General features: G+C 46.0%; 21 protein-coding genes. 2 read left to right on the top strand and 19 right to left on the bottom strand.

The genetic code is table 11. From position 1 onward, the window contains the following. Positions 1 to 29: 29 nt before the first annotated feature. The 14 genes from AC0KUT_RS06805 to AC0KUT_RS06740 form a co-directional block, all read right to left on the bottom strand. A complete protein-coding gene (locus AC0KUT_RS06805) occupies positions 30 to 1,940 on the bottom strand; it encodes a chemotaxis protein CheA (protein WP_488834573.1) in 1,911 nt (636 codons plus the stop codon). A gap of 61 nt (positions 1,941 to 2,001) precedes the next feature. Beyond that, entirely contained in the window at positions 2,002 to 2,367 is a 366-nt protein-coding gene (locus AC0KUT_RS06800; protein ID WP_488834572.1) for a response regulator, read from the bottom strand. A 37-nt stretch (positions 2,368 to 2,404) separates the two neighbouring features. After that, positions 2,405 to 4,105 carry an ATP-binding SpoIIE family protein phosphatase gene (locus AC0KUT_RS06795; RefSeq protein WP_488834570.1) on the bottom strand — a complete coding sequence of 567 codons (1,701 nt, stop codon included), beginning with the start codon at positions 4,103 to 4,105 and terminating at the stop codon, positions 2,405 to 2,407. Then, positions 4,105 to 4,392, bottom strand: a complete 288-nt coding sequence (locus AC0KUT_RS06790; protein ID WP_488834568.1) for an STAS domain-containing protein — start codon at positions 4,390 to 4,392, stop codon at positions 4,105 to 4,107. Before AC0KUT_RS06790 ends, AC0KUT_RS06795 begins: the two co-directional genes overlap by 1 nt. Before the next feature lie 19 nt (positions 4,393 to 4,411). Continuing rightward, entirely contained in the window at positions 4,412 to 4,690 is a 279-nt protein-coding gene (locus AC0KUT_RS06785; RefSeq protein WP_488834566.1) for an STAS domain-containing protein, read from the bottom strand. Positions 4,691 to 4,722: 32 nt separating this feature from the next. Beyond that, positions 4,723 to 4,866 carry a hypothetical protein gene (locus AC0KUT_RS06780; protein ID WP_488834565.1) on the bottom strand — a complete coding sequence of 48 codons (144 nt, stop codon included), beginning with the start codon at positions 4,864 to 4,866 and terminating at the stop codon, positions 4,723 to 4,725. Between the two features lie 94 nt (positions 4,867 to 4,960). Further along, positions 4,961 to 5,887: a methyl-accepting chemotaxis protein gene (locus AC0KUT_RS06775; protein WP_488834563.1), complete on the bottom strand. Its 927-nt coding sequence runs from the start codon at positions 5,885 to 5,887 to the stop codon at positions 4,961 to 4,963. 258 nt (positions 5,888 to 6,145) lie between these two features. After that, positions 6,146 to 7,666, bottom strand: coding sequence for a fumarate hydratase (locus AC0KUT_RS06770; protein ID WP_488834561.1), 1,521 nt, complete (start codon positions 7,664 to 7,666; stop codon positions 6,146 to 6,148). Positions 7,667 to 7,937: 271 nt separating this feature from the next. Further along, positions 7,938 to 8,717, bottom strand: coding sequence for a hypothetical protein (locus AC0KUT_RS06765; RefSeq protein WP_488834559.1), 780 nt, complete (start codon positions 8,715 to 8,717; stop codon positions 7,938 to 7,940). Positions 8,718 to 9,094: 377 nt separating this feature from the next. Beyond that, the gene (locus tag AC0KUT_RS06760; RefSeq protein ID WP_488834557.1) at positions 9,095 to 9,679 is read right to left on the bottom strand and encodes a Fe-Mn family superoxide dismutase; all 585 of its coding nucleotides are present in this window, start codon (positions 9,677 to 9,679) and stop codon (positions 9,095 to 9,097) included. A 307-nt stretch (positions 9,680 to 9,986) separates the two neighbouring features. Then, positions 9,987 to 11,630, bottom strand: a complete 1,644-nt coding sequence (gene groL / locus AC0KUT_RS06755; protein WP_488834556.1) for a chaperonin GroEL — start codon at positions 11,628 to 11,630, stop codon at positions 9,987 to 9,989. A gap of 75 nt (positions 11,631 to 11,705) precedes the next feature. Next, positions 11,706 to 11,996: a co-chaperone GroES gene (locus AC0KUT_RS06750; RefSeq protein ID WP_488834553.1), complete on the bottom strand. Its 291-nt coding sequence runs from the start codon at positions 11,994 to 11,996 to the stop codon at positions 11,706 to 11,708. A 231-nt stretch (positions 11,997 to 12,227) separates the two neighbouring features. Next, a complete protein-coding gene (locus AC0KUT_RS06745; RefSeq protein ID WP_488834551.1) occupies positions 12,228 to 12,743 on the bottom strand; it encodes an FxsA family protein in 516 nt (171 codons plus the stop codon). A gap of 32 nt (positions 12,744 to 12,775) precedes the next feature. Beyond that, positions 12,776 to 13,798, bottom strand: coding sequence for a DUF481 domain-containing protein (locus AC0KUT_RS06740; RefSeq protein ID WP_488834549.1), 1,023 nt, complete (start codon positions 13,796 to 13,798; stop codon positions 12,776 to 12,778). A 158-nt stretch (positions 13,799 to 13,956) separates the two neighbouring features. Between AC0KUT_RS06740 and AC0KUT_RS06735 the strand changes: the two genes are divergently transcribed. Then, a complete protein-coding gene (locus tag AC0KUT_RS06735) occupies positions 13,957 to 14,268 on the top strand; it encodes an MGMT family protein (protein ID WP_488834548.1) in 312 nt (103 codons plus the stop codon). 140 nt (positions 14,269 to 14,408) lie between these two features. Then, on the top strand, positions 14,409 to 15,689 hold the full coding sequence (locus tag AC0KUT_RS06730) for an AmpG family muropeptide MFS transporter (RefSeq protein ID WP_488834546.1): 1,281 nt from the start codon (positions 14,409 to 14,411) through the stop codon (positions 15,687 to 15,689). 138 nt (positions 15,690 to 15,827) lie between these two features. On the opposite strand, the gene AC0KUT_RS06725 is transcribed toward AC0KUT_RS06730, so the two are convergent. The 5 genes from AC0KUT_RS06725 to AC0KUT_RS06705 form a co-directional block, all read right to left on the bottom strand. Continuing rightward, a complete protein-coding gene (locus AC0KUT_RS06725; protein WP_488834545.1) occupies positions 15,828 to 16,310 on the bottom strand; it encodes a YajQ family cyclic di-GMP-binding protein in 483 nt (160 codons plus the stop codon). Between the two features lie 43 nt (positions 16,311 to 16,353). Beyond that, positions 16,354 to 17,367 carry a regulatory signaling modulator protein AmpE gene (gene ampE / locus AC0KUT_RS06720; RefSeq protein WP_488834544.1) on the bottom strand — a complete coding sequence of 338 codons (1,014 nt, stop codon included), beginning with the start codon at positions 17,365 to 17,367 and terminating at the stop codon, positions 16,354 to 16,356. 13 nt (positions 17,368 to 17,380) lie between these two features. Next, the gene (gene ampD / locus AC0KUT_RS06715) at positions 17,381 to 17,932 is read right to left on the bottom strand and encodes a 1,6-anhydro-N-acetylmuramyl-L-alanine amidase AmpD (RefSeq protein ID WP_488834543.1); all 552 of its coding nucleotides are present in this window, start codon (positions 17,930 to 17,932) and stop codon (positions 17,381 to 17,383) included. 84 nt (positions 17,933 to 18,016) lie between these two features. After that, positions 18,017 to 19,501: an AAA family ATPase gene (locus AC0KUT_RS06710; RefSeq protein ID WP_488835662.1), complete on the bottom strand. Its 1,485-nt coding sequence runs from the start codon at positions 19,499 to 19,501 to the stop codon at positions 18,017 to 18,019. Positions 19,502 to 19,612: 111 nt separating this feature from the next. After that, on the bottom strand, positions 19,613 to 22,333 hold the full coding sequence (locus AC0KUT_RS06705; protein ID WP_488834542.1) for a glycoside hydrolase family 3 protein: 2,721 nt from the start codon (positions 22,331 to 22,333) through the stop codon (positions 19,613 to 19,615). Positions 22,334 to 22,453: the final 120 nt, after the last annotated feature.

The raw sequence follows: 22,453 nt of genomic DNA, 5'->3' as shown, positions 1-22,453 counted from the left end.
AAGCTTTAAATACAGAATAAAATCCGCCGCTACCCACTTTTGGGCATAGAATCCGTGCTTACATTTACTGCAAGTGACTCTACGTCTAATATAAGGGCGACGCTTCCATCACCCATGATGGTTGCTCCTGCAACTCCCTGTATACGCCGATAGTGTTGCTCTAGACTTTTAATAACGACCTGCTGCTGACCAACTAACGCATCAACAAAAAGTGCAAACCGATGTTTATTCGCCTCAATTAATACCGCAATACCTTTATGTACTTCAGTGTAGACAGGCTCCAACTGCATGGCCTTATAGAGCGGTAATATTGGCCAGTATTGATCGCGTATTAGTAACAATTGATCATCACTGGCCAAGGTTTTTATATCTTTTTCCAATGGCTGCATAGACTCAACTATATTCACCAAAGGTATGATGAATGTCTGATCTCCCACAGAAACGCAGATGCCGTCCACTATGGCAAGTGTCAACGGGAGCCGAATGGTAAACGTCGCGCCAACGCCTTCCGTTGACTCTATATCTATGCGCCCACCCAAAGACAAGACGTTTCTCTTGACCACATCAAGTCCAACTCCGCGCCCCGACACATCAGTAATTTGTGCCGCAGTTGAAAATCCCGGCGCAAATATAAGCTGCCAAACCTCGGCGTCACTGGGATTTTCAGAGACGAATATGTTTTTTTCGAGGGCTTTCTCTAAAATCCGTGAACGACTCAGACCGCCGCCATCATCAGCAATACTGATCACTATACTTCCACCTTGCTGCGCCGCACGTAATATCACTGTCCCTATAGGATTCTTACCTCGATCCAGTCTTGTTTGCGTAGACTCAATCCCGTGGTCAATTGAATTACGCACCAAATGGGTCAAAGGATCGACCAGCTTCTCAGTCAAACCCTTATCTAACTCAGTATCCCCACCTTCAATAACCAATTCAATTTGTTTGCCTAATTTTGATGATAAGTCCCTTACTACGCGAGGAAAGCGATTAAAAACAAACGAGACAGGCAGCATCCGGATTGACATCACAGCCTCTTGAATTTCGCGTGTATTTCGCTCCAACTCACCCGCTACACTTTGAAATTTTTCTGCTAAAGACCCTTCAATACTTTTTCCAAGCAGGCTTAACATTGATTGGGTTATAACTATTTCACCTACCAAATTGATAAGCTGGTCAACTTTGCTTACATCAACGCGTATCGAGGTACTTTCTACACTAACCGATTCTGTTGACTTTGATTTTATCGGAGGTTTCGCGGATGCTGTTTCAGAAGGAATTTGTTTTATTTTTGCAGTGTTATCTTGCGATATATGGGTAGGCTCTTTACTACCAAGCTCCGCGCTAACATCCGCAATACTTTCAGTTGCTGCTAATTCGGCGTGAGCTTTTCCTAAGATTGGTTCATCCATGTCAAAAAATCCGAATCCAGACTCATCAGTAGATTCTTCCTTTTGTTCAAAAAAACCATAGGAGTCATCTTTTTTGTCAGGGATTTCAGCGAAGAAGCCGAAGCCCTCATCGACATCTTCTTTGCTATTTTTTACAACACTACTATTAGTAAATAGCTCCAATTTCTCAGTGGTAATATTTATACCAGCCCAGTCAATTTCGTCATCTGTTTGATAAGATACAATTATAGATTTTAGCAAATCAACTGAGGTAAGAAAGAGGTCTACCATCTCTGCGGTGATAGCCATTTTTCCCTGTCGGATTTTATCGAGAAGATTTTCTAATATATGTGTAACACTACCTAATGCATCGAAACCAAATATTCCGCTACCACCTTTAATAGAGTGAGCTGCTCTAAAAATACTATTAAGCTCTTCCACATCAGGATTGCTTAAATTTAAGGCTAAAAGATACTGCTCCATCTCAGCAAGATGTTCCTGGCTCTCTTCAAAAAACACTGAATGAAACTGCGTCATGTCAATAGACATAATAACTTCCCAATTAATTTAACTGCTTTCACTTCCCACTCAAAAACAATATAAATAATTACTACCCCATCACCTTTTTTGCCACTTCGAGTAATTTTGCTGGATCGAAAGGTTTAACCATCCACCCAGTCGCACCCGCTGCTCGTCCTTGCGCCTTCATAGAATCGCTCGCTTCGGTAGTAAGCATAACGATTGGTGTCTTCATATGCGCAGGAAGCCCACGCAATGATTTAATCAGTGTTAATCCATCCATATTAGGCATGTTTTGATCGGTCAACACAAAGTCATAACTCTTAGTTTTACAGAGTTCAAAAGCTTCCTGACCATCCTTGGCTGCAGTAACAGTGTAGCCAACAGACTTAAGAGTAGCTTCAACCATTTGGCGCACAGATACGGAATCATCCACTATTAATACATGTTTACTCATAATAATTGCCTTATGCCTTACTAAATAAATAGAAAATTTAACGGAGCACTACATTAATTAAATTACCAGGACTCACCACCTCAACAGAGGAAGATAACTTTTTAATAAGCCCAAGCCCTCTGCCTGATAAAGACTCCTCTTTATTACAAGTTATATCACTAGACATATAGCCAGACCCGCTATCGCGCATAGCTATCAACAAGCGAGGTTCATTATTATCTGTCAACCAAGTAAGATTGAATTCAATTTCATCATTATCAGTTAGTTTTTTCAGCCTAGATTCTCGCTCTGAAATATATGCCATAAACCCTTCGGCTTCATTTTTTAACGACGAATCCAACTTAAGGACACCATGATCTATAGCGTTACTGACAACTTCACTAATTATTAAAAATATTTTCTGACACGCGATACTACTAAACCCCATAGATCTTAAATAGCTATTCGATAAGGTAGGTATTTCACATTCCGCTATATTTTTACCCGTTAAAGACATGCTCCATGAAAATGGTGCTGCATTGGTTAGTATCTTATAAGAATTTGATGATTCAACTCCATTGCACTCTTTAATTTTGAAAATCTTACTAAAATCCAATGAACATATAGAAACATCATCATCGTAGCCTTCTATTCCTGCATGTATTTCCAGTGAGTTTATAAGTGAATCATGCAAGCTATTACTTTTACCTCCAATCAAACTTATCACTCTTTTCATAGAGAAGGGCTCACCATCAGCATTTCTTTGCTCTAATAAACCATCACTACAGAGAAATAGCTCACCAGTCTCATCAAAAGGAAATATATCTAATGTTGCATCAAAAATATTATCGTCCAGGATTCCAAGCGCCATATTTTTTGATCTAAACTCATGCACAACAACACCATCAGTATGCCAATAGGCGGTTGGCATGCCTCCATTCCATACGGATATTTCTCCCTTCTCTTTGTGTAACTCAATTACTATTGCTGCTACAAATCTATCCGCAGGTGAGTCATGCAAAACTTTTTTATTAATTTCAGTTACAATTTGCTGCAGTTGAAACCCTTTTGACACCATGCTATTGAATATGGAAATAACTGGCATTATGGTAATAGCAGCAGATAGTCCATGTCCTGTAGCATCTGCCAACATAAAATAGAGACTGCCATTAGGTGAGAATTTTGCTAGCGTCATATCCCCGCTAAAAGAAGAACATGAACTTAACCAAGTAGTAACACCTGAAATATCATTATTATTTTGGCGGAGCACATATTCATAAATGAATTTTGCAACAGCCTCCTCACGCTGAGCTTCACGTTTAAAACTTTCGAGAGCATGTTTTTGCGTTGTAATGAGATTATGCATCTCCACTGAGCTAAGCAGAGACCTAACCTTTAACGACAACAGAGATAGGTTGACCGGCTTAATGACGTAATCTGAAACCCCTCGTTCAAAGCACTCCTCTAAAAAAACGGGGTCTTCATTTGAGCTAACCATTATCACAGGAGGAGTACTTTTATAGGTTATCCACATATCCGGCGACAGCAGATCCATACCAAACCCATCCCCCAACTGATGATCAAGTAAAACCAGATCAACATGAGCATCCACTCTTAAAACAGCTATTGCATCCTTTAGGCTGTAAGCAACAATAACGCCCATGCCTTTAGACACGAGAAAGCTTTCAAACAAGGTACTAAGTAGGGTGTCATCGTCTACCACTAACACCCTACTTGGTGCAGGTGCAGACATATTCATTAAGAAATAAACTCAAAAATTCTTTGCATATTGGCCATGGTTAATATTTCCTCTGTTGCACCACTTACCGACTTTATTTGAACCGCTTTTCCCACTTGATTAAATTTTTTTTGTAACATGACCATCATCCCTAATGCGGAGCTATCGAGATATTCAACACGACTAAAATCTAGAATTAGCTTAACTTTATCGGGATCATTGAGCGCAGGTAGATATGCCGCTAAAAAGTCTTGATGGTATGAATAATCAAAACGACTAGGTAACTTTATTATTTCATGGTCGCTCATTTCATCACCCTAAAAATAATCATTTACATTCAATTAATTTTTGTATATTCGCTAAACTTAGAATTTCTCTAGGCGCGTCTTTAAGATTGGTAATTACAATCTTTACATTTTTTTCGTTAAGCTTTTTATATGCCATAACCAATAGACCTATGCCAGCACTGTCGATGTAGTCAACATCCGAACAATCTAGAGTTATTGTTTTTACATCACTTGGCATATTAGAAAGGGCGCCATTAAATTCCATACTTGAAGAGTAGTCGAATCGCTTTGGCAGTTTCACTATATTCTTATCGCTCATATTTTATCCTCACACGAAAATCAAGCAGTCACTTAAAATAAGTCAACATCTCCACTCGTCATAGAAACTGCAGTCACAGGGTTATGTTTACGTTGCTCAATTTTTTCAACCATTTTCTTTAAGTCAGTATCTATATTCACGCCAAAATCATAAAAATTATCTGTAAAATCCTCCATTGTTTTCGCAATAGGGTTCAATAACCTTAATGTTTCTACATGATGTTAAATATTCTGAGTTGCCATGTCTTCAAATTGTAAAGCTCTAATTGCATCATGCAGGGCAATGACTAAATATTTTTGAAATATCTTCCATCCCATGAGTAATCTCTCTATCCCTTTCTGACTTGCTAAGCATTTCAGCTATTGCACCTTCAACATCGCGCTTCGCCTGAAGTACGTAGGTCATATCTTGCGAAGCAACCGTCCCCACCTCCTCCGCTAAAATGGTAATTGCATTATTCATATTATTTATTTGAGCTTGAATATCTAAACTGAACCCTGCCGAACGAGTTGAAAGCGCACGAACTTCGTCGGCAACAACAGCAAAACCTCTTCCTGCATCACCTGCACGAGCAGCTTCAATAGCAGCATTTAATGCGAGTAAATTAGTTTGCGACGATATTTGATCGATATCGTTAAGAGCTTTAATGATCAAAGGCATTTGATCGGCTATGGCAGTCACTTTTTCCACCAGCCCAATGGATGCTGCGCTCATGGTTACAGTCGTATCCACAAAGCGACTCAAGGTCTGTGAAGTGTTTTCTACGAATTCCCCCATGCGCGCACCATAAGATGCCGGCCCCCCAGCTTTCCCTTCAGTGAATAATAGGCTCTCTATATCTTTTTGCTGCCGATCCAATAGAACTTGTATGTTTTGAAATGAGGTTACTAGTGTGCCTACGGCATCTGACTGAACACCAGCAAGATTTTCCATATCTTGCATAGCATCATGGATAGTCTCACGAATTATTTTCCCGACGTTCACAAGAGAGGCTTGCATCTCTCTCACTTGTTGCGTTTCCTTATCAGTCACATCAAATGCACTTTCTTTAACCTTCAAACTGGCCGACTTACACCATAAAAAAACAGCGACTGCGGAAATAATCACGCCAAGTAAAGGATTGATATAGAGATAACAAAAATATCCAACCATGATCGCCAGTACGACAACAATCAAGTCCATAGCATTAATATTCATACATGCCTATCCACACTATTAACCTAGAATACGCGTGAGTTATTTCTCATTTTTAAAATAGAACAGCTTTAAAAATAGCAGGTTTATTGAGATATGCTTTTTAAACGCAAATTTATTATTTTTATAGTCTTAAAAAAATCAGTCGGATGACGGAGTGGCGCTTAAAATTTCAAACGAAATAGCGAAACCATATAAATAGCCATAAAAAAACCGGTAGTTATGCACTACCGGTTTTTTTATTGCTAAAGAAGTTTAAAATTATTGCACCTCTATAACACCCTCTTCGATCTTGGCTTTCCATATTTGTGGGCCAGTGGTGTGCACTGATTCACCGCGCGAATCCACCGCCACGGTAACTGGCATATCCTTAACGTCGAATTCATAAATAGCCTCCATGCCCAATTCTGGGAAGCCTAGTACCTTTGCAGACTTGATCGCTTGCGCTACCAAATAGGCCGCACCACCTACTGCCATGAGGTAAACAGATTTATTATCGCGGATTGCCTCTATCGCAATAGGCCCACGCTCAGACTTACCAATCATTCCGAGCAGACCTGTTTGCTCTAACATAGTGCGCGTGAATTTATCCATACGCGTCGCAGTTGTAGGCCCAGCGGGACCGACAACCTCATCGCGCACGGGATCAACTGGCCCTACGTAGTAGATAAAGCGTCCTTTCATATCAACCGGCAGAGTTTCGCCCTTGGCGAGCAAGTCAATCATCTTTTTATGCGCCGCATCGCGACCGGTAAGCATTTTGCCGGAGAGTAGTACCGTTTCGCCCGACTTCCAGTCTAAAACATCTTCCGGGGTGATTGTATCCAAATTCACACGACGCACACTGGCGCCTACATCCCAGCTGATTTCTGGCCAATCTTCAATTGCAGGAGGTGCTTGAAATGCTGGACCCGAACCGTCCAATACAAAATGCGCATGGCGTGTTGCGGCGCAGTTAGGAATGATTGCTACAGGTTTATTGGCAGCATGGGTTGGGTAGTCTTTTACTTTGACATCCAATACCGTTGTAAGACCACCGAGGCCCTGAGCACCAATCCCGAGACGATTCACTTTATCAAACAACTCAATACGCAATTCTTCTGCACGATTAGTCGCGCCACGTGCCTGCAACTCGTGTATATCAACAGGCTCAAGTAAGGCTTCTTTTGCCAACTGCATTGCCTTCTCTGCGGTACCGCCAATACCTATACCGAGCATACCAGGTGGACACCAGCCTGCCCCCATTTCTGGTACTACCTTAAGCACCCAATCAACAACGGAATCCGATGGATTCAACATGGCAAATTTAGTTTTGGCTTCTGAACCACCACCTTTAGCGGCTACATGCACATCAACCGTATTGCCTGGCACTATGTTGTAGTGAATGATAGCGGGCGTGTTATCACCCGTATTTTTACGTGCACCATCGGGGTCCGCCAGAATTGAAGCGCGCAATACATTGTCTGGATTTTGGTAGGCGCGACGAACGCCTTCATTGATCATATCGGTCAGACTTAACTGTGCATCCCATTGCACATCCATACCTACCGTTACGAAAACAGTCACAATGCCCGTATCTTGGCAAATAGGTCTATGCCCCATAGCACACATACGCGAATTTATAAGAATTTGCGCCATGGCATCTTTAGCTGCCTTATTTTGTTCGCGCTCATAGGCTTGATGCATAGCTTGAATAAAATCGAGGGGGTGATAGTAGGAGATAAATTGCAGCGCATCTTCGACGCTATCGATCAGATCTTGCTGGCGAATGAGGGTAGGCATAAATCACATCTCTATTAGTCTATAAAGCTTAAAAAATAGTGGGCGGTAAGTCAGACGTAATTCTACACGATGAAATACGCCTTGCCGAACTCCACGATTAAAAACAAAAGCTATTCAAAAAACATAAAAAATACACGCACCAGAAGTGCGCAATATAAATCACACATAAAGCTGTTTAACCAAGCGATAACAAAAAAAGCCGCTGAAACTTCTTAAACGAAGAGTCAGCGGCTTTTCTTAATAATCAATAAACTCGGCAACAATGAACCCGTTATTTAGGTACAGCACTCAACTGTTGTTTGATCTGCAACAAATCACGATTGGTGCTGCGACGGAACTCATCAATCGCCGATATAGCATCTTCGTTAGCTTTAGTGCGGCGCACCAAGCTATCCATATCGCCCAGCTCCAACTCTAAACGCGATACTTCTTCGCGCAACTGCTGCACACTAATACTTTGCTGACTAACATTGCTACCTAAACTTTCAATTTTACCTGTGGCAGCATTACTCTGCGCCCGGCTCTCATCTAAGTCCTTCTTGAGACTCACCAACGCTGATTTAGCATCAGCGGCATCTTTTTTCGCCAGAGCAGTATCACGCCCAACAGCTGCGGTTTTTTCACTGTTCGCAGCAATGGATTTGCGTAAGTTTTCAGCATTTGCGGTTAAGGTTCGAACATCCCCGTCCATCTTTTTCAAATTGGCTTGCAGCCCGACCAAACTCGCACTGGATTCCTCAGAAGAAACATTCAGTTGCTGCTCTAAACCTAAAATACGTGCTTCAGCGAGCTTGATTGTCGCCTGCGCTTGAAATAGCTGCCAACCCAAAAATGCAGCACCACCCACAGCCACTAAGGCCAATACCAATGCAATCGCAGGCAAACTACTCGTGCCGGCAGGAGCGGCATAAGCTGGGCTGGCCGAAGGCTTGCGCGAGGCTTGGCGCGACGGGACATCATTTTCCGGCACTGGGCGACGTACCGGTGCCTGCTCGCGGGCATCAGGAACAGAAGAAGATGATGAAGATAAGGTGGGTTCTTTACGTTCCATAACAACAACTACCTAGCATAAATAATCAATAGAAGGTGACCCGGAGCCTAGAGGTACAACAACCTAGGCATAACAATTTCGAAATGGCATTCAGCGTTCAAGGTTCGAAAATAAAGGTAAGTTCATTGCCATAAGTCTTTTAGATAACTCACTTTCGAGTATGGCTATAAATTCTGTGGGCATTCTATAGCAGCTACCAACCTAAACATAGTCGCCCAGAGTCTGCAACTCAGATTATTCTGCTGAATGACTCAACACCTAACGTAGGCAGTATTGGTTGCACAGTAATATTTCGAAGCAGCGATATAAACAGAAAAATGAAATATCACAAACAACAACAGGCCCGCAGGCCTGTTGTTTAACACATCTATCCGATGCTACTTAGCGAAGTTCGCGTTTACGAATTCCCAGTTTACCAAAGCCCAGAAGGCATTCATGTAAGTTGGGCGCGCATTGCGATAATCGATGTAGTAAGCGTGTTCCCACAAATCTACAGTCAAAATTGGCGTAACAGATGCATCTGTCAAAGGAGTTGCAGCGTTGCTGGTGTTAACTATAGCAACTGAACCATCAGCTTTTTTAACCAACCAAGTCCAGCTTGAGCCGAAGTTGTTGATGGCAGAAGCAGTGAAATCTTCTTTAAACTTATCAAAAGAACCAAAAGCCGCGTTGATAGCGTCAGCTACTGCACCAGTTGCTGCGCCGCCGCCGTTGGGGCTCAAGCAGTTCCAGTAAAACGTGTGGTTCCAAATTTGCGCAGCATTGTTGAATACTGGGCCAGATGAAGACTTAACAACATCTTCCAAGCTTTTACCTTCAAATTCAGTACCAGGAACCAAGCCATTCAACTTATCAACATAAGTTTTATGGTGTTTACCGTAATGGAATTGCAAAGTTTCAGCAGAAATATGGGGCGCCAAAGCATCTTCGGCGTAAGGCAATACTGGTAATTCAAAAGCCATGGTGTTTCTCCTAATATCACGAGTTACGTTTAGAATCATGAATTGTGTTAAAGGTGGTCATGGTAAAAAGCTATTCCATATCACAGAGATGCAAAAATTAGGCCCTGAGATTAAATACAAACTTAAAACCGATAGAATGCGGGCTGAACCGCTTTTTAAATAGTTACGGCCCACAAGGGGCCGTAACTATAACGCAATTTTAATAGGTATTCACCGCTGCACTCCATGAGTGCAGTATCGGTAAACACCGACGAATTGCATGCATATCTAAGGTCAAACTAGGCATTAAAATAGTTTGATGTAGCAATTACATCATACCGCCCATGCCGCCCATTCCGCCCATGCCACCCATATCTGGTGCAGAGGCTTTATCTTCTGGCAGATCCGCTACCATTGCTTCGGTAGTGATCATCAAACCAGCGATAGAACCAGCAGCTTGAAGTGCAGAGCGAGTAACTTTAGCTGGGTCAAGAATACCCATTTCAATCATGTCGCCGTAAACACCAGTTGCAGCGTTGTAACCAAAGTTGCCAGTGCCTTTCTTCACTTGATCAGCAACGACTGATGGCTCATCACCCGCGTTTGCAACGATTTGACGCAATGGAGCTTCCATGGCGCGACGAGCAATAGCGATACCGGCATTTTGGTCTTCGTTGTCGCCTTTCAAATCTTTAATGGCTTCAACAGCGCGCAACAAGGCAGTACCACCGCCAGGCACAACGCCCTCTTCTACTGCAGCGCGAGTAGCGTGCAACGCATCTTCAACGCGTGCTTTCTTCTCTTTCATTTCCATTTCTGTGGCTGCGCCCACTTTAATGACTGCAACACCGCCCGCCAGTTTAGCTACGCGCTCTTGCAATTTTTCACGGTCGTAATCAGAAGATGTTTCTTCGATTTGTACGCGAATTTGCGCAACACGAGATTTGATTTCGTCTGCATTACCAGCGCCATCAACGATGGTGCTGTTGTCTTTGCTCATGGTTACGCGCTTAGCGGTACCCAAGTGCTCCAAGGTAGCTGATTCCAAGTCCAAACCAACTTCTTCAGAGATCACAGTAGCACCGGTCAATACGGCGATGTCTTGCAGCATCGCTTTGCGACGATCACCGAAACCAGGCGCCTTACAGGCAGATACTTTTACGATGCCGCGAATATTGTTCACTACTAAGGTCGCCAAGGCTTCACCTTCAACGTCTTCAGCAATAATAACCAGCGGCTTGCCAGACTTGGCCACAGCTTCAAGTACGGGCAACAATTCACGAATGTTGGAGATTTTTTTATCTACCAACAAAATGTAGGGGTGATCTTGCTCAACACTCATGTTGTCTTGGTTGTTGATGAAGTAAGGAGACAGGTAACCGCGGTCGAACTGCATACCTTCTACAACGTCCAACTCGTTGTCGAGGCTGGTGCCTTCTTCAACAGTGATAACGCCTTCTTTACCCACTTTGTCCATTGCTTCTGCAATCAACTCACCTACAGAGGTGTCGCTGTTCGCAGAGATGCTGCCTACTTGAGAGATAGACTTACTATCAACACAAGGCTGAGCAATAGACTTAACATGAGTTACCGCAGCAGCGATGGCTTTGTCGATACCGCGCTTCAAATCCATTGGATTCATGCCGGCAGCAACTGATTTCAAACCTTCGTTAACGATAGACTGAGCCAGAACGGTTGCAGTGGTAGTACCGTCACCGGCGTCGTCAGAAGCGCGTGAAGCAACTTCTTTCAACATTTGTGCGCCCATGTTTTCAAACTTATCTTTCAAGTTGATTTCTTTAGCAACAGACACGCCATCTTTGGTTACGGTAGGTGCGCCGAAAGATTTCTCGAGCACTACATTACGACCTTTTGGGCCGAGGGTCGCTTTAACCGCATCTGCCAAAATATTTACACCGGCCAACATACGTTGACGTGCGCTATCACCAAACTTAACTTCTTTAGCTGACATATTACAATTCCTTCAAGCTTTTGTTGACACTGTAAAGCCGCTATGCGGCTTCAGATTGAATTCTTTGGGTTAGGTTTACACCACAACCGCTTTGATATCGGATTCGCTGAGAATGATCAGCTCTTCGCCACCAACATTGATGGTATCGCTGCCGGCATATTTACCGAACACAACAACATCGCCTACTTTCACATCCAATGGGCGCAATTCGCCGCTCGCCAAAACGCGGCCATTACCTACAGCCAAGACTTCGCCTTGGTTGGGCTTTTCTTTCGCAGCACCAGAGAGAATGATGCCACCAGCAGTTTTGGTTTCTTCTTCTTTGCGGCGAACCACAACACGATCGTGCAACGGACGGATATTCATGGACACTAGTCTCCTAACAATCATTATTTAACAAGCATGGAGCTGACAGCTCCAAGGTGGTTTCTATATGGTGACGCCCTTGCAAACTTCAAGGCTAAGCCCGAAGGTCGCCACCGATGGGGCAAGTCTTGAACACACCAAGACAAGCCACCGAAAAGCGGTGTTAGCTATATGAGGATGGGATTAAGGATTTCAACGGGGAAGCGATAAAAATCTGAGTTAAAGCTGCAATTAGTCTTTTTTATCGGGCTCATGCTCCAGAATACGCCCTGTCGCCTGCGAATCAGTTTCATGGCCTGAGCTTTTATGAGCATCACCTTGATGCTCATAAACATGTCCCTGAGCTGTGCCCCGACCAAAATGCGCACTAAAACCAGCGGCATTAACACTGGCAGCCTGGGCAAACTTAGCCTGCCAACGTTTGAGCAATAATCGACGCAAAAAGGGGATAAAACAGAAAATCGCCAATAGATCGGTAGCAAAACCAGGAATGATCAAAAGTACCGCGCCGAGGGATTTAATCAGTCCATCAGCAAGGGTTTGGGCTGGAGTAATACCCGCACGCAACTCCTCTGCTGCACGCATCATGCTGGCCGCACCTTGAAAACGTAGAATATTCACCCCCAAAACCAGCCCTGCTATAAGCCATGCAATAGTCGCCAACGCACCTATGCGCGAGCCAATTTCGATGATCAGCCAGATTTCAATAAAAAATGTAAGCGGCAACAGCAGCGGCAAAAAACGCATAGCAAGGGGTCTCATTTAAGTGAGCAGTCAGTTTACCACTTGTAGCTCACCCCGAGGGACATACGTGTATCGCGACTTTCACGGGTGGGTTGGGGTTGATTATCAATCCAGTAATCCACTTTAAACTCAGAATAGACACGTTTAAAAATCATCGAACTCAAACCCGTGGTACTTTTAAAGCCCCAGTTAACGCTATTCTCGACGGAGTAAATGAGTTCATTATTGTGGAAAAATGAAACCTCCCAAGGCAGTCCATAGCGAAAATCGGTAACGAAGCGCACCCCCATAAACTTATCCTGATCCGCATAGTTATCGCTCACCTCCGGCGGAATAATATAGTGCTCGTTAATCGCCGACAGGCCCAGTTTCATTGACAATGCTGAACGGCTGTTTTCAAAGAACTGATAACCCGCGCCCGTACCTAACACGGAATAATTATCGAAGCCGCGCTGTTTATCCACACCGATTAAACTGTTCACATACCAAAACCAACGCGCGCGCAAAAACCAGTCAAAGGTATAGTGGGCATTCCATCGCGCCTGCGGCGCGGAGTATTCCCAAGAGGACTCTGCATACTCGCCGCCGAATGCATGACGAAACTCACCGCGCCGAATGTCCGTTTCTGATTGAAAATTCCATTCATCGCGCACTTCGTTACCACGCGCATAAGCACCCCACAAATTAAAGCGGCCATGAATTACAGCCGCCCCTTTTTTGTAATCTTCATAGGGCATAAGTGTTTTGAGCGTAAGTAGCGAAACGCGACGCGGCTTGTTAGTGGCAGTGCATCGGTACAATAAATACTCAGCATCCATCCCTTCCAGGTGGCAGGGTGATTTGCTGCCATTGACCTTGAGCACCTGCTCAGACAGAATATTTTTAACGGATTTCTTTTTAACGCGTTGCTCGCCAAAATTGGTCGACTTCCACACGATGTGTTCGCCATCGATGCGCACTAATTCACCCTGTAAACGATCGCCGTTGTGTAGCTCTATCACGCCCGCAAGCGCCCAAGTAGCCCATAACCACAACCAACACCCGAAAATTAACTTCACCTGCACCCAACCTTAAACTGGACTATTCAGTTACACATTAGAAATGATCAAAGCAACTAAGAACAACCCTAGAAATGTTAAAAATGTAAATTTAGGTTAGGCTGAGAGCTATTAAGTCTTAACATTACGAAAATTATTCAAAGAACTGACAACATCCAATGAATATTGCTGAAAAAAATCGCGCTGCCATCTATTTGGCGCTCGCTGCAATTCCTCCGGGCTCCGTGCTGAGCTATGGGCAGCTCGCAACCCGCGCAGGCCTACCCGGTGCCGCGCGCTTAGTGGGAAATGTATTGCGCAATTTGCCTGAGGGCACGCAACTGCCCTGGCATAGAGTGATAAATGCACAGGGTAAAATTTCACTGCCGGAAAATTCCTCAAGCTTCGCCGAACAACAAAAACGTCTTCTCGCTGAAGGCGTCGCAATAAAAAACGGTAAAATTGACCTGACGCGCTTTTCACCCAACTGAATGTATTTTTAGATTTCGACCAAAAAGCCGGTCCCGACCAAAATATTGAACTGACTTTATTGTTGAAGTCTGTGTTTTACAAAAACCAAATTAGTCATCCATTACAATAACCATACTCTCATCGCGAAGCCTGCAAACTTATGAGTAATACCAGTACGCACAACACCTCAAGCTACCAAGGCTGGCGCGGTATTCGCCGCGCATTTACGACCCCCTCTGCCTTCAGCATGCTTTTTTTAGGGCTAGGCTCTGGGCTGCCTTTTTTATTGGTTGGTGGCACCCTTTCGACTTGGCTACGCGATACCGGTGTGGCATTAAGTGCGATTGGCTTAGTGAGTTACGCCGGTTTTTTTTATGTGCTGAAGTTTTTATGGGCACCGCTGATTGATCGCTACCCTCTGCCTTTTTTAGGTAGACGTAAAGGCTGGTTGGTCGCTTCACAACTATTGTTAATTGTGGCGCTGGTGGGCATGGCGTTGGTTGGGCCAGATTACTCCTTAACGCTGTTTGTACTTTTAGCCTGCATCGTCGCCTTTGCCGGCGCTACGCAAGATATAGTCGTCGATGCCTATCGCATTGAAATAGCACCGCCCGAGGCGCAAGCGGCACTCGCCGCCACCTATATTCTCGGCTATAGATTAGCCTTAATTTTATCAGGCGCTATAGCGCTTTACTTAGCAGAGCTTATTGGTTGGCGCTGGGCTTATCTGATCATGGCGGGCTGCATTCTCTTACCCCTTATCGCCGTATTGCTCGCTAAAGAGCCGAACCCACCCACTACACCCACCATTCGCGAACTCAAACTGCGCGATGCCTTTGTAAAACCCTTTTTGGAATTTTTTAATCGCCATGGTTTATTACTCGCACTGGCGCTACTCCTATTCGTCGGACTGTTTAAACTACCCGATCAAATGATTGGTGTTTTAGCTGGCCCCTTTTATTTAGACTCAGGCTACACCAAAGCAGATATTGCAACGATTTCAAAACTCTATGGTGTTTGGATTGGTATCGCGGGTGCATTCGTAGGCGGGATTTGTGTTGCCGCGTTTAGCATTAAACACATTTTAGTCGTGGCAACACTCGCGGTAGCGCTATCGAACCTGAGTTTTTTACTGATGGCGATTCACCCCGCCGAAGCTTGGGCATTTTTTGCGGCGATTAGCGCCGATAATCTCGCCCAGGGGTTTGCCAGCGTCGTGCTGGTCGCCTTTATGTCGAGCCTGACCCACACCAACTTTACCGCGACACAGTATGCTCTGCTGGCCTCACTGGCGAATTTACCGGGAAAATTTATTGGCGGCTTGTCTGGCTACATCGTCGAAGCCTCAAGCTATTCAGCCTTCTTTATTTTCAGCACCTTATCAGTAGTGCCTACGCTGCTCGTTCTCGCGTGGCTTTGGAACAAAATTCAGGCGAAATAACATCTAGCAGCAATAGCGGTTAACCGTACATCTAGGGAGAAATGAGGTGAAGTAGGAGTTGTCCATTTATGCCCTTAGCCACAACAGCGGCCAAGAACATAAATGGACACGATGAAATATCGAGCAGGGTACGGAAAACTAATCGCGGAAATTGTTGTACTGCAGCGGCATTTCAAATTCAGCCGCGCGCAAGAAGGCAATAGCTTCCTGTAAATCGTCGCGCTTTTTACCCGTAATGCGCACCTGATCGCCTTGAATAGAAGCCTGCACTTTTAATTTGCCTTCTTTAACCATTTTCACGATTTTTTTGGCAAGTTCAGTCTCTATCCCCGTGCGCACAACGACTTCACGTTTTACTTGTTTGCCCACGCCTTTAATATCGCCCACTTCGAGGCAGCTAATACCTATTCCATTTTTATGGAGCGAACTTCTCAGTGCATCTAGCATATTTTCTAACTGCATCTCTGCATCAGCGGTCAAGGTGACCTCGAAGTCTTTGCGTGCAAAGGTCGCATCCACGCCCTTAAAATCATAGCGATTAGTGATCACGCGGCTGGCCTGATCGACCGCATTGGTCAAAGCGTGTTTGTCGACTTCTGAAACAACATCAAACGATGGCATAACTAACCTCTAGCAACTATCAAAAAAATTAAACGAAAACCTGTTACACAACCAGGGTAGCGAAGGCTATTGCACAAACCCAGAACAAGAGTGAGCGGGTATACAATGGCAAACTCGATTTCACCAACGCCAGTGAATAGGCCGGTTCTGAATGAGTGGTGATAACGACACCGGTTAAATCTTCGATGACATCCAAATCTTCCGCAAATTCTGGTTCGGCGATTGCCTCTTCTACTGACTCAGCCTGAACTGAAGTGGCCGCCGCTGTTGGTTTAGAGGCTGCAGCTACTTCTGGTGCGCCACAATCGGTACTGGCACCCAGCGCACCACGCAAACAATTATTGAGGATACGCATTGAAGAGCTTTGGGTATCCAGCAAACTTTGACGCAAAGGGCAGGCATCAAAGTTACCTACCATAGCCCAGGTTATGCCCATTAAACGTACTGCGGGCATCTCCAGCAACCATAACCATTTAGCCGCCAGGCGTGCATCTTCACTGTCAGGTGCAGAGATTTCACGATACATAACGCTCAAGCGATAAAGTAAGGCACCAAACGGGCCCGCAATAAAAAACCAAAACAGCACGGCGAAGGTGCGCTCAAAGCCGCGATAACTAATCACCTTAAGCGCCTGAGTGTTAAGTGCTTGCCAATCACCTACATCAGCATTTTGCGGGTCAGCTTCTGCATTACCACGCAAGTCATCAATAAATTTACTCGCGGCTACGGAATCGCTGCGCTGACTTAAGGCGAGATATTCATTCACCTCGGCCACAAAATTGCCGCGCCCCAAGCTATAAAGCAGCACCGGCACATAAACAAAAAACATCCACGCAATGGAATTGGTGAATTCATGTACTGCAACAAAAATCACCAACAGCACTATCAATGGAATCAAGAGCGCCAAGGCCATGGGCAAAAATGCCACTGAAGATAGCCCCGGAATTTGCTGCAGGCGCTTCACCATCAGCCTAAACCAACCATCAAAATGCAACGCACCAGCAAGATTCAACCAATGCACCAGCGCCAGTACCACAATTAAACTCAAAAAAATCATAATGTTTTACTCGCTAGTCGTTAAAAAGAGATTTGTAACGCGCCCAATCAAATGCAGGGCCGGGATCTGTTTTACGCCCTGGCGCTATATGTTCATGCCCAGTAATACGCTCAGGTGTTAGTTTAGGATAAGTTGCCAGTAGCTGGCGAGTTACTTTTGCCAAGCTGTGGTATTGCGCGTCGGTAAAAGCCTGATCATCGGTACCTTCAAGTTCAATACCGAGGGAATAGTCATTGCAGTTTTCCAAGCCCTCAAAACAACTGGCACCTGCATGCCATGCCCGCTCATCAAAACTAACAAACTGGGTCATAACCCCATCGCGTGCAATAAACAAATGGGCCGATACCTCTAGGTGCGCAATAGTTGCAAAATAAGGATGCGCATTCACATCCAGCTGATTTTGAAAAAACTGCTGCACATAGCCTCCACCAAATTCCCCTGGTGGCAAACTGATATTGTGAATGACAAGCAAACTAATCTCACAATTCTGCGGGCGCTGATTGTAATTTGGCGAGGGCAATTTTTGCGCAGTTTGCAACCAGCCATGTTCAATATCGCATTTCATGCACAAGCCTATTTCTCTAGTGACTCATTGTTACAAGCCTTACCGCGCAAAGTGTTCGCCTGCGGGGGTACGACAATTCTTCAGTTAAGCCGGAATCGTTCGATCTGCCGCCCACATCCGCAATTGTATAATCTGTTCAGCCATCACTACCGACAGCGGGCTGGTCGCCGCAATTTCTTGCAGCAGTATTTGCGTGTTAAGTGTTTGCCCTTCTGCTGCGGCATTATAAAGCGCTGCGACTATAGCTTGTTCGATTTCTGAACCAGAGAAGCCATCAGCCGCCAAGGCCAAGGCAGTCAAATCAAAATTAGCCGCGACACAATTGCGCTTATTTAGGTGAATTGCGAAAATATCGCTGCGCACACTCTGTTCCGGTAAATCAACGAAAAAGATCTCATCGAGCCGCCCCTTGCGTATTAACTCGGGCGGCAAGTGGGCGATATTATTGCTGGTGGCAACAATGAAGACCTTGGTACGGCGCTCAGCCATCCAAGTCAACAAGGTACCCAATAAACGCTGGGAAACACCATTATCATTACTATCCTGCGACATACCTTTTTCAATTTCATCCAGCCACATAACACAGGGCGACATGGCATCGGCAAGCTTGAGCGCCTCGCGCAAATTGCGCTCAGTTTCGCCGTGGAACTTATTGTAGAGTGCACCCACATCCAGGCGCATCAGCGGAATACCCCACAAACCGGCCACCGCCTTGGCCGCCAAGCTTTTCCCTCCACCCTGCACACCCAGGAGCAAAATGCCCTTGGGGCGATCCATCAAACTATTTTCTTCATTAAAAGCATCGCGCCGACTCATCAACCAGCGTTTTAAGTTGGCGAGGCCGCCTACTTGTGAGAAATCCTGAGTTTGCTGTTCGAAAGATAAAACACCTTCCATATCCAACAATGCAAATTTAGATTTGTTGAGTTTAGGAATATCGGCTTCACTAAGTGCGCCATCGTTCCAAATTGCGCTGCGCACTAAGCGGCGCACATCGCTAGCGCTTAAGCCCTGCATATTGTTAACAAGCTTTTTAAGGGTGAGGTTATCGGTTTTTACCCGCGCACCGGCGTGGCGATCAGACCAATCTTTTGCCTCTTCGCGCACTATCTCCATGATTTTTTCATCATCGGGCAAGGCGAGGCTATAAGCCGCGCTATAGCGCGACAATTCAGGTGGCAAGCGCAGCTGAAAGCTTAAAAACACGAGAGTATGGGGCATAGCAAAATGGTTGAGCGCTATGTCTTTCAACAGGCGCACCACTTGCGGGTGTTCGTCATTCAAGAAGGGGTGTATATCGCACAGAGCAAACATCGCGGGCTGAGTTTGCGCCTTGATATGGCGCAGCATTTCCTCAACCGAGTTGAGTTCACTGCCCTTGGGTACCAACTGCGGGCCAAAATTTAAACGGGTCAAACCATCGGTAAGCGACCAACGATGTACATCTTTGCCGTGTTTATTGGCGACACGCACCAGCACATCGAGCGCTTTTTTTTCTTCGAAGGTTTCTATCACTAAAAGCGGGATACGCGCATCCAGCAGTAACTTCAGCTCATTAACGTCTTGCACCTGTCCTTCGCCCTCACTCGTCTGGCCACGCTCATTGCGCAATACCTTCCAAGCGACGCTCGCGTGGAAGGAACTTCAGATGCGCATTGTGGAACAGAAAAACGGTGATTGCTATGGTTTATCTATATCTGCGGTCACTTGCAAGCGCTGCTGTAAACGAATATCGCGACTAGATGCACCTATTTGCACTTCATAGCTACCCGCATCTACTGCATAGGCTTTGGCTTGCTCGTCGTAATAGGTCATATCTTTATCCGGTGTCAGCTTAAACGTCACGCGCTTACTTTGCCCCGGTTGCAGATTGACCCGCGCAATACCGCGCAGCGTTTTAAGCGCGCGCTCATGCTGAGCTGCCCCATCGCCAGATGAGGCCGGCAAGGTGCGCACATAAAGCTGCACCACCTCATCGCCTGCACGCTTGCCGGTATTTTTCACTACCGCTGACAGCGTTAATGTGTCATTTTTTGCTATTTTGCGTGCACTGAGTTTGAGTTTGGAGTAGCCGAACTTCGTATAGGAAAGCCCATAACCAAAGGCGTACAAAGGCTCACCCGTAAAGTATCTATAGGTGCGCTCCTTCATTGAATAATCGTCAAAGGCTGGCAATTTTTGCGTGGCCTTGTAGAAGGTAACGGGCAAGCGTCCGGCGGGATTGTATTTACCAAACAAGGTATCTGCCACCGCATCGCCGCCGCGCTGGCCAGGGTACCAAGCGAGCAGAATCCCAGGTAACTGTTGTTGAGCCCAATCAATGGCCAACGCCGAACCGCTGGTAAGCACCAACACAATGGGCTTACCCGTCGCCTTAAGCGCTTCCAGTAGTTTTTGCTGACTTGCAGGCAGGCGCATGTCCGTGCGATCCCCACCGTCAAAGCCGGGGTAACTCACCTTCATTTCTTCGCCTTCAACATCGCCGGTCAAGCCGCCAACAAAAATAATTACTTCCGATTTTTCGGCTGTGGCAAGCGCTTCGTCAAAAGGCGTTAAGGCACCGGGCAGGCGCCATGCAAGGCGCACTTCGGCATCGCGGGTATTTTCAAAGTACTCCAAGCGAATGTCATAAGCTTTATCCGCTTGTAAGTTGATCTTAGCGAGATGATTATCCAAGCGCTCCGTTTGCGCCCAGGCATCTATCACCAGCGCGTTGTCGATATACAGACGCGCGCCATCATTTGCACCTAGGTTTATTTCGTAGTCGCCCGACACCGGCGGTAATAGCTGCCCAGTCCAGCGCACACTGAATTCATCGCCGCTCAAGGCCGATGTAGAATCCAACTCACCCCGCGCTACGAGGTCATCCGTAGGTGCACCACGATCCCAGCGAAAGGCGATGCGCCTATCGATACGGCTAAGCACTGGCTTACCTTCCAGCGCCATACCGCGAAAATAGCTGGCACTCAAACCCTGCTCTTGCGCACCCGCCGCTGGGCGCAAATATTGCGGCTCGATAACTGGCGCGGCGCGCGGTTCACTGCGCCCCTCCACCAGCTCTGCCCCCATGGCATAGGTGACTTGGGTGTTGGGGGCAACAGCGGCGCGAATGCCCGCAAGAATGGTTACCGGTGCTTTGGGCGTGCCGTAATAGTTGCCTAATAGCGACATCACTTCATCAGCTGTCGGGCCTATAACGGCGATGGATTTGAGTTTAGGAGACAGCGGTAAAATACCGTCATTTTTCAGCAGCACCATGGATTCTTGCGCGGCGCGGTGTGCTAGTGCGTCGTGGGCAGGTGCCTGATTCACTGCATAGGGAATCTGCGTCCAGGGCACTTGCGCAGCCGGGTCAAACATACCCAACTGAAAGCGAGTCAACATAAGGCGTCCTAGCGCAGCATCAATCTCCGCTTCGCTGATTAGGCCCTGTTTAACTGCGGCCACCAAGGCTTCATAGGTTCTACCGCAATTCATCTCCAATCCGTTTTTAACACCCAGAGCAGCGGCCTCTTCGGCGCTTTTTACAATTTTATGGAAACGAAAAATATCATCGATAGAGTCACAGTCGGAGACGACATAACCCTTAAAACCCCAGTCTTTACGCAGAATATCTTGCAATAAACGCTGGCTGGCCGAGGCCGATTCACCATTGACGCGGTTATAAGCGCCCATCACCGATGCCACCTTGCCCTCTTGTACCAGGGCGCGAAACGCCGGTAAATAGGTTTCATAAAGATCACGCTCACTCGGGCGCACATCAAAATAATGGCGCGATGATTCAGGCCCAGAGTGCACCGCAAAATGCTTAGCGGTGGCATCCAGCTTGCGATATGTAACCGCGCGCGCATCGCCCTCACCCTGCAAGCCTTTTACGAACTCAACGCCCATAAGACTGGTGAGATAGGGATCCTCTCCGTAGGTTTCTTGGCCGCGCCCCCAGCGCGGATCGCGAAAGATATTAATATTGGGCGACCAAAACGTCAGCCCTTGGTAGCGATTGCGCAGGCCGCGACTGGCAAACTCGTGATGCTTAGCGCGGGCTTCATCGCTGATTACCGTCGCTACTTCGCGCACTAGCGCAGGGTTAAACGTCGCGCCCATGCCAATTGCTTGAGGGAAAACCGTAGCGGCACCCGCGCGCGCCACGCCGTGGAGCGCTTCATTCCACCATTCGTAAGCTGGCACACCTAAGCGCTCAATGGCGGGGGCGGCATTCATCATTTGCGCGACCTTTTCTTCAAGGGTCATGTGGGTCACAAGATCAGCGGCGCGTGCTTCAAAACTCTGGCTAAGATCTTGATACAGCGGCTTGCTGGTATCAATTTGCGCGCAGACGAAGCCACTCAGTAAGGCGATAGCGGCAGGTAAAAACCGAATGGACTTGGAAATTATTATCATGTGATAACCTCTTTTTGACGCCACAAATCCAATCGCTCTGGTTTATTAGCAGAAGAATTTATAGCACCCAAGACTTATTGTTTGTTTGACTATATAGGCTAACAGGTTTTACCCCCAAGA

This window comes from Cellvibrio sp. 25HG11W-0, from assembly GCF_057815475.1.
This window is presented reverse-complemented; position numbering and strand designations above follow the sequence as displayed.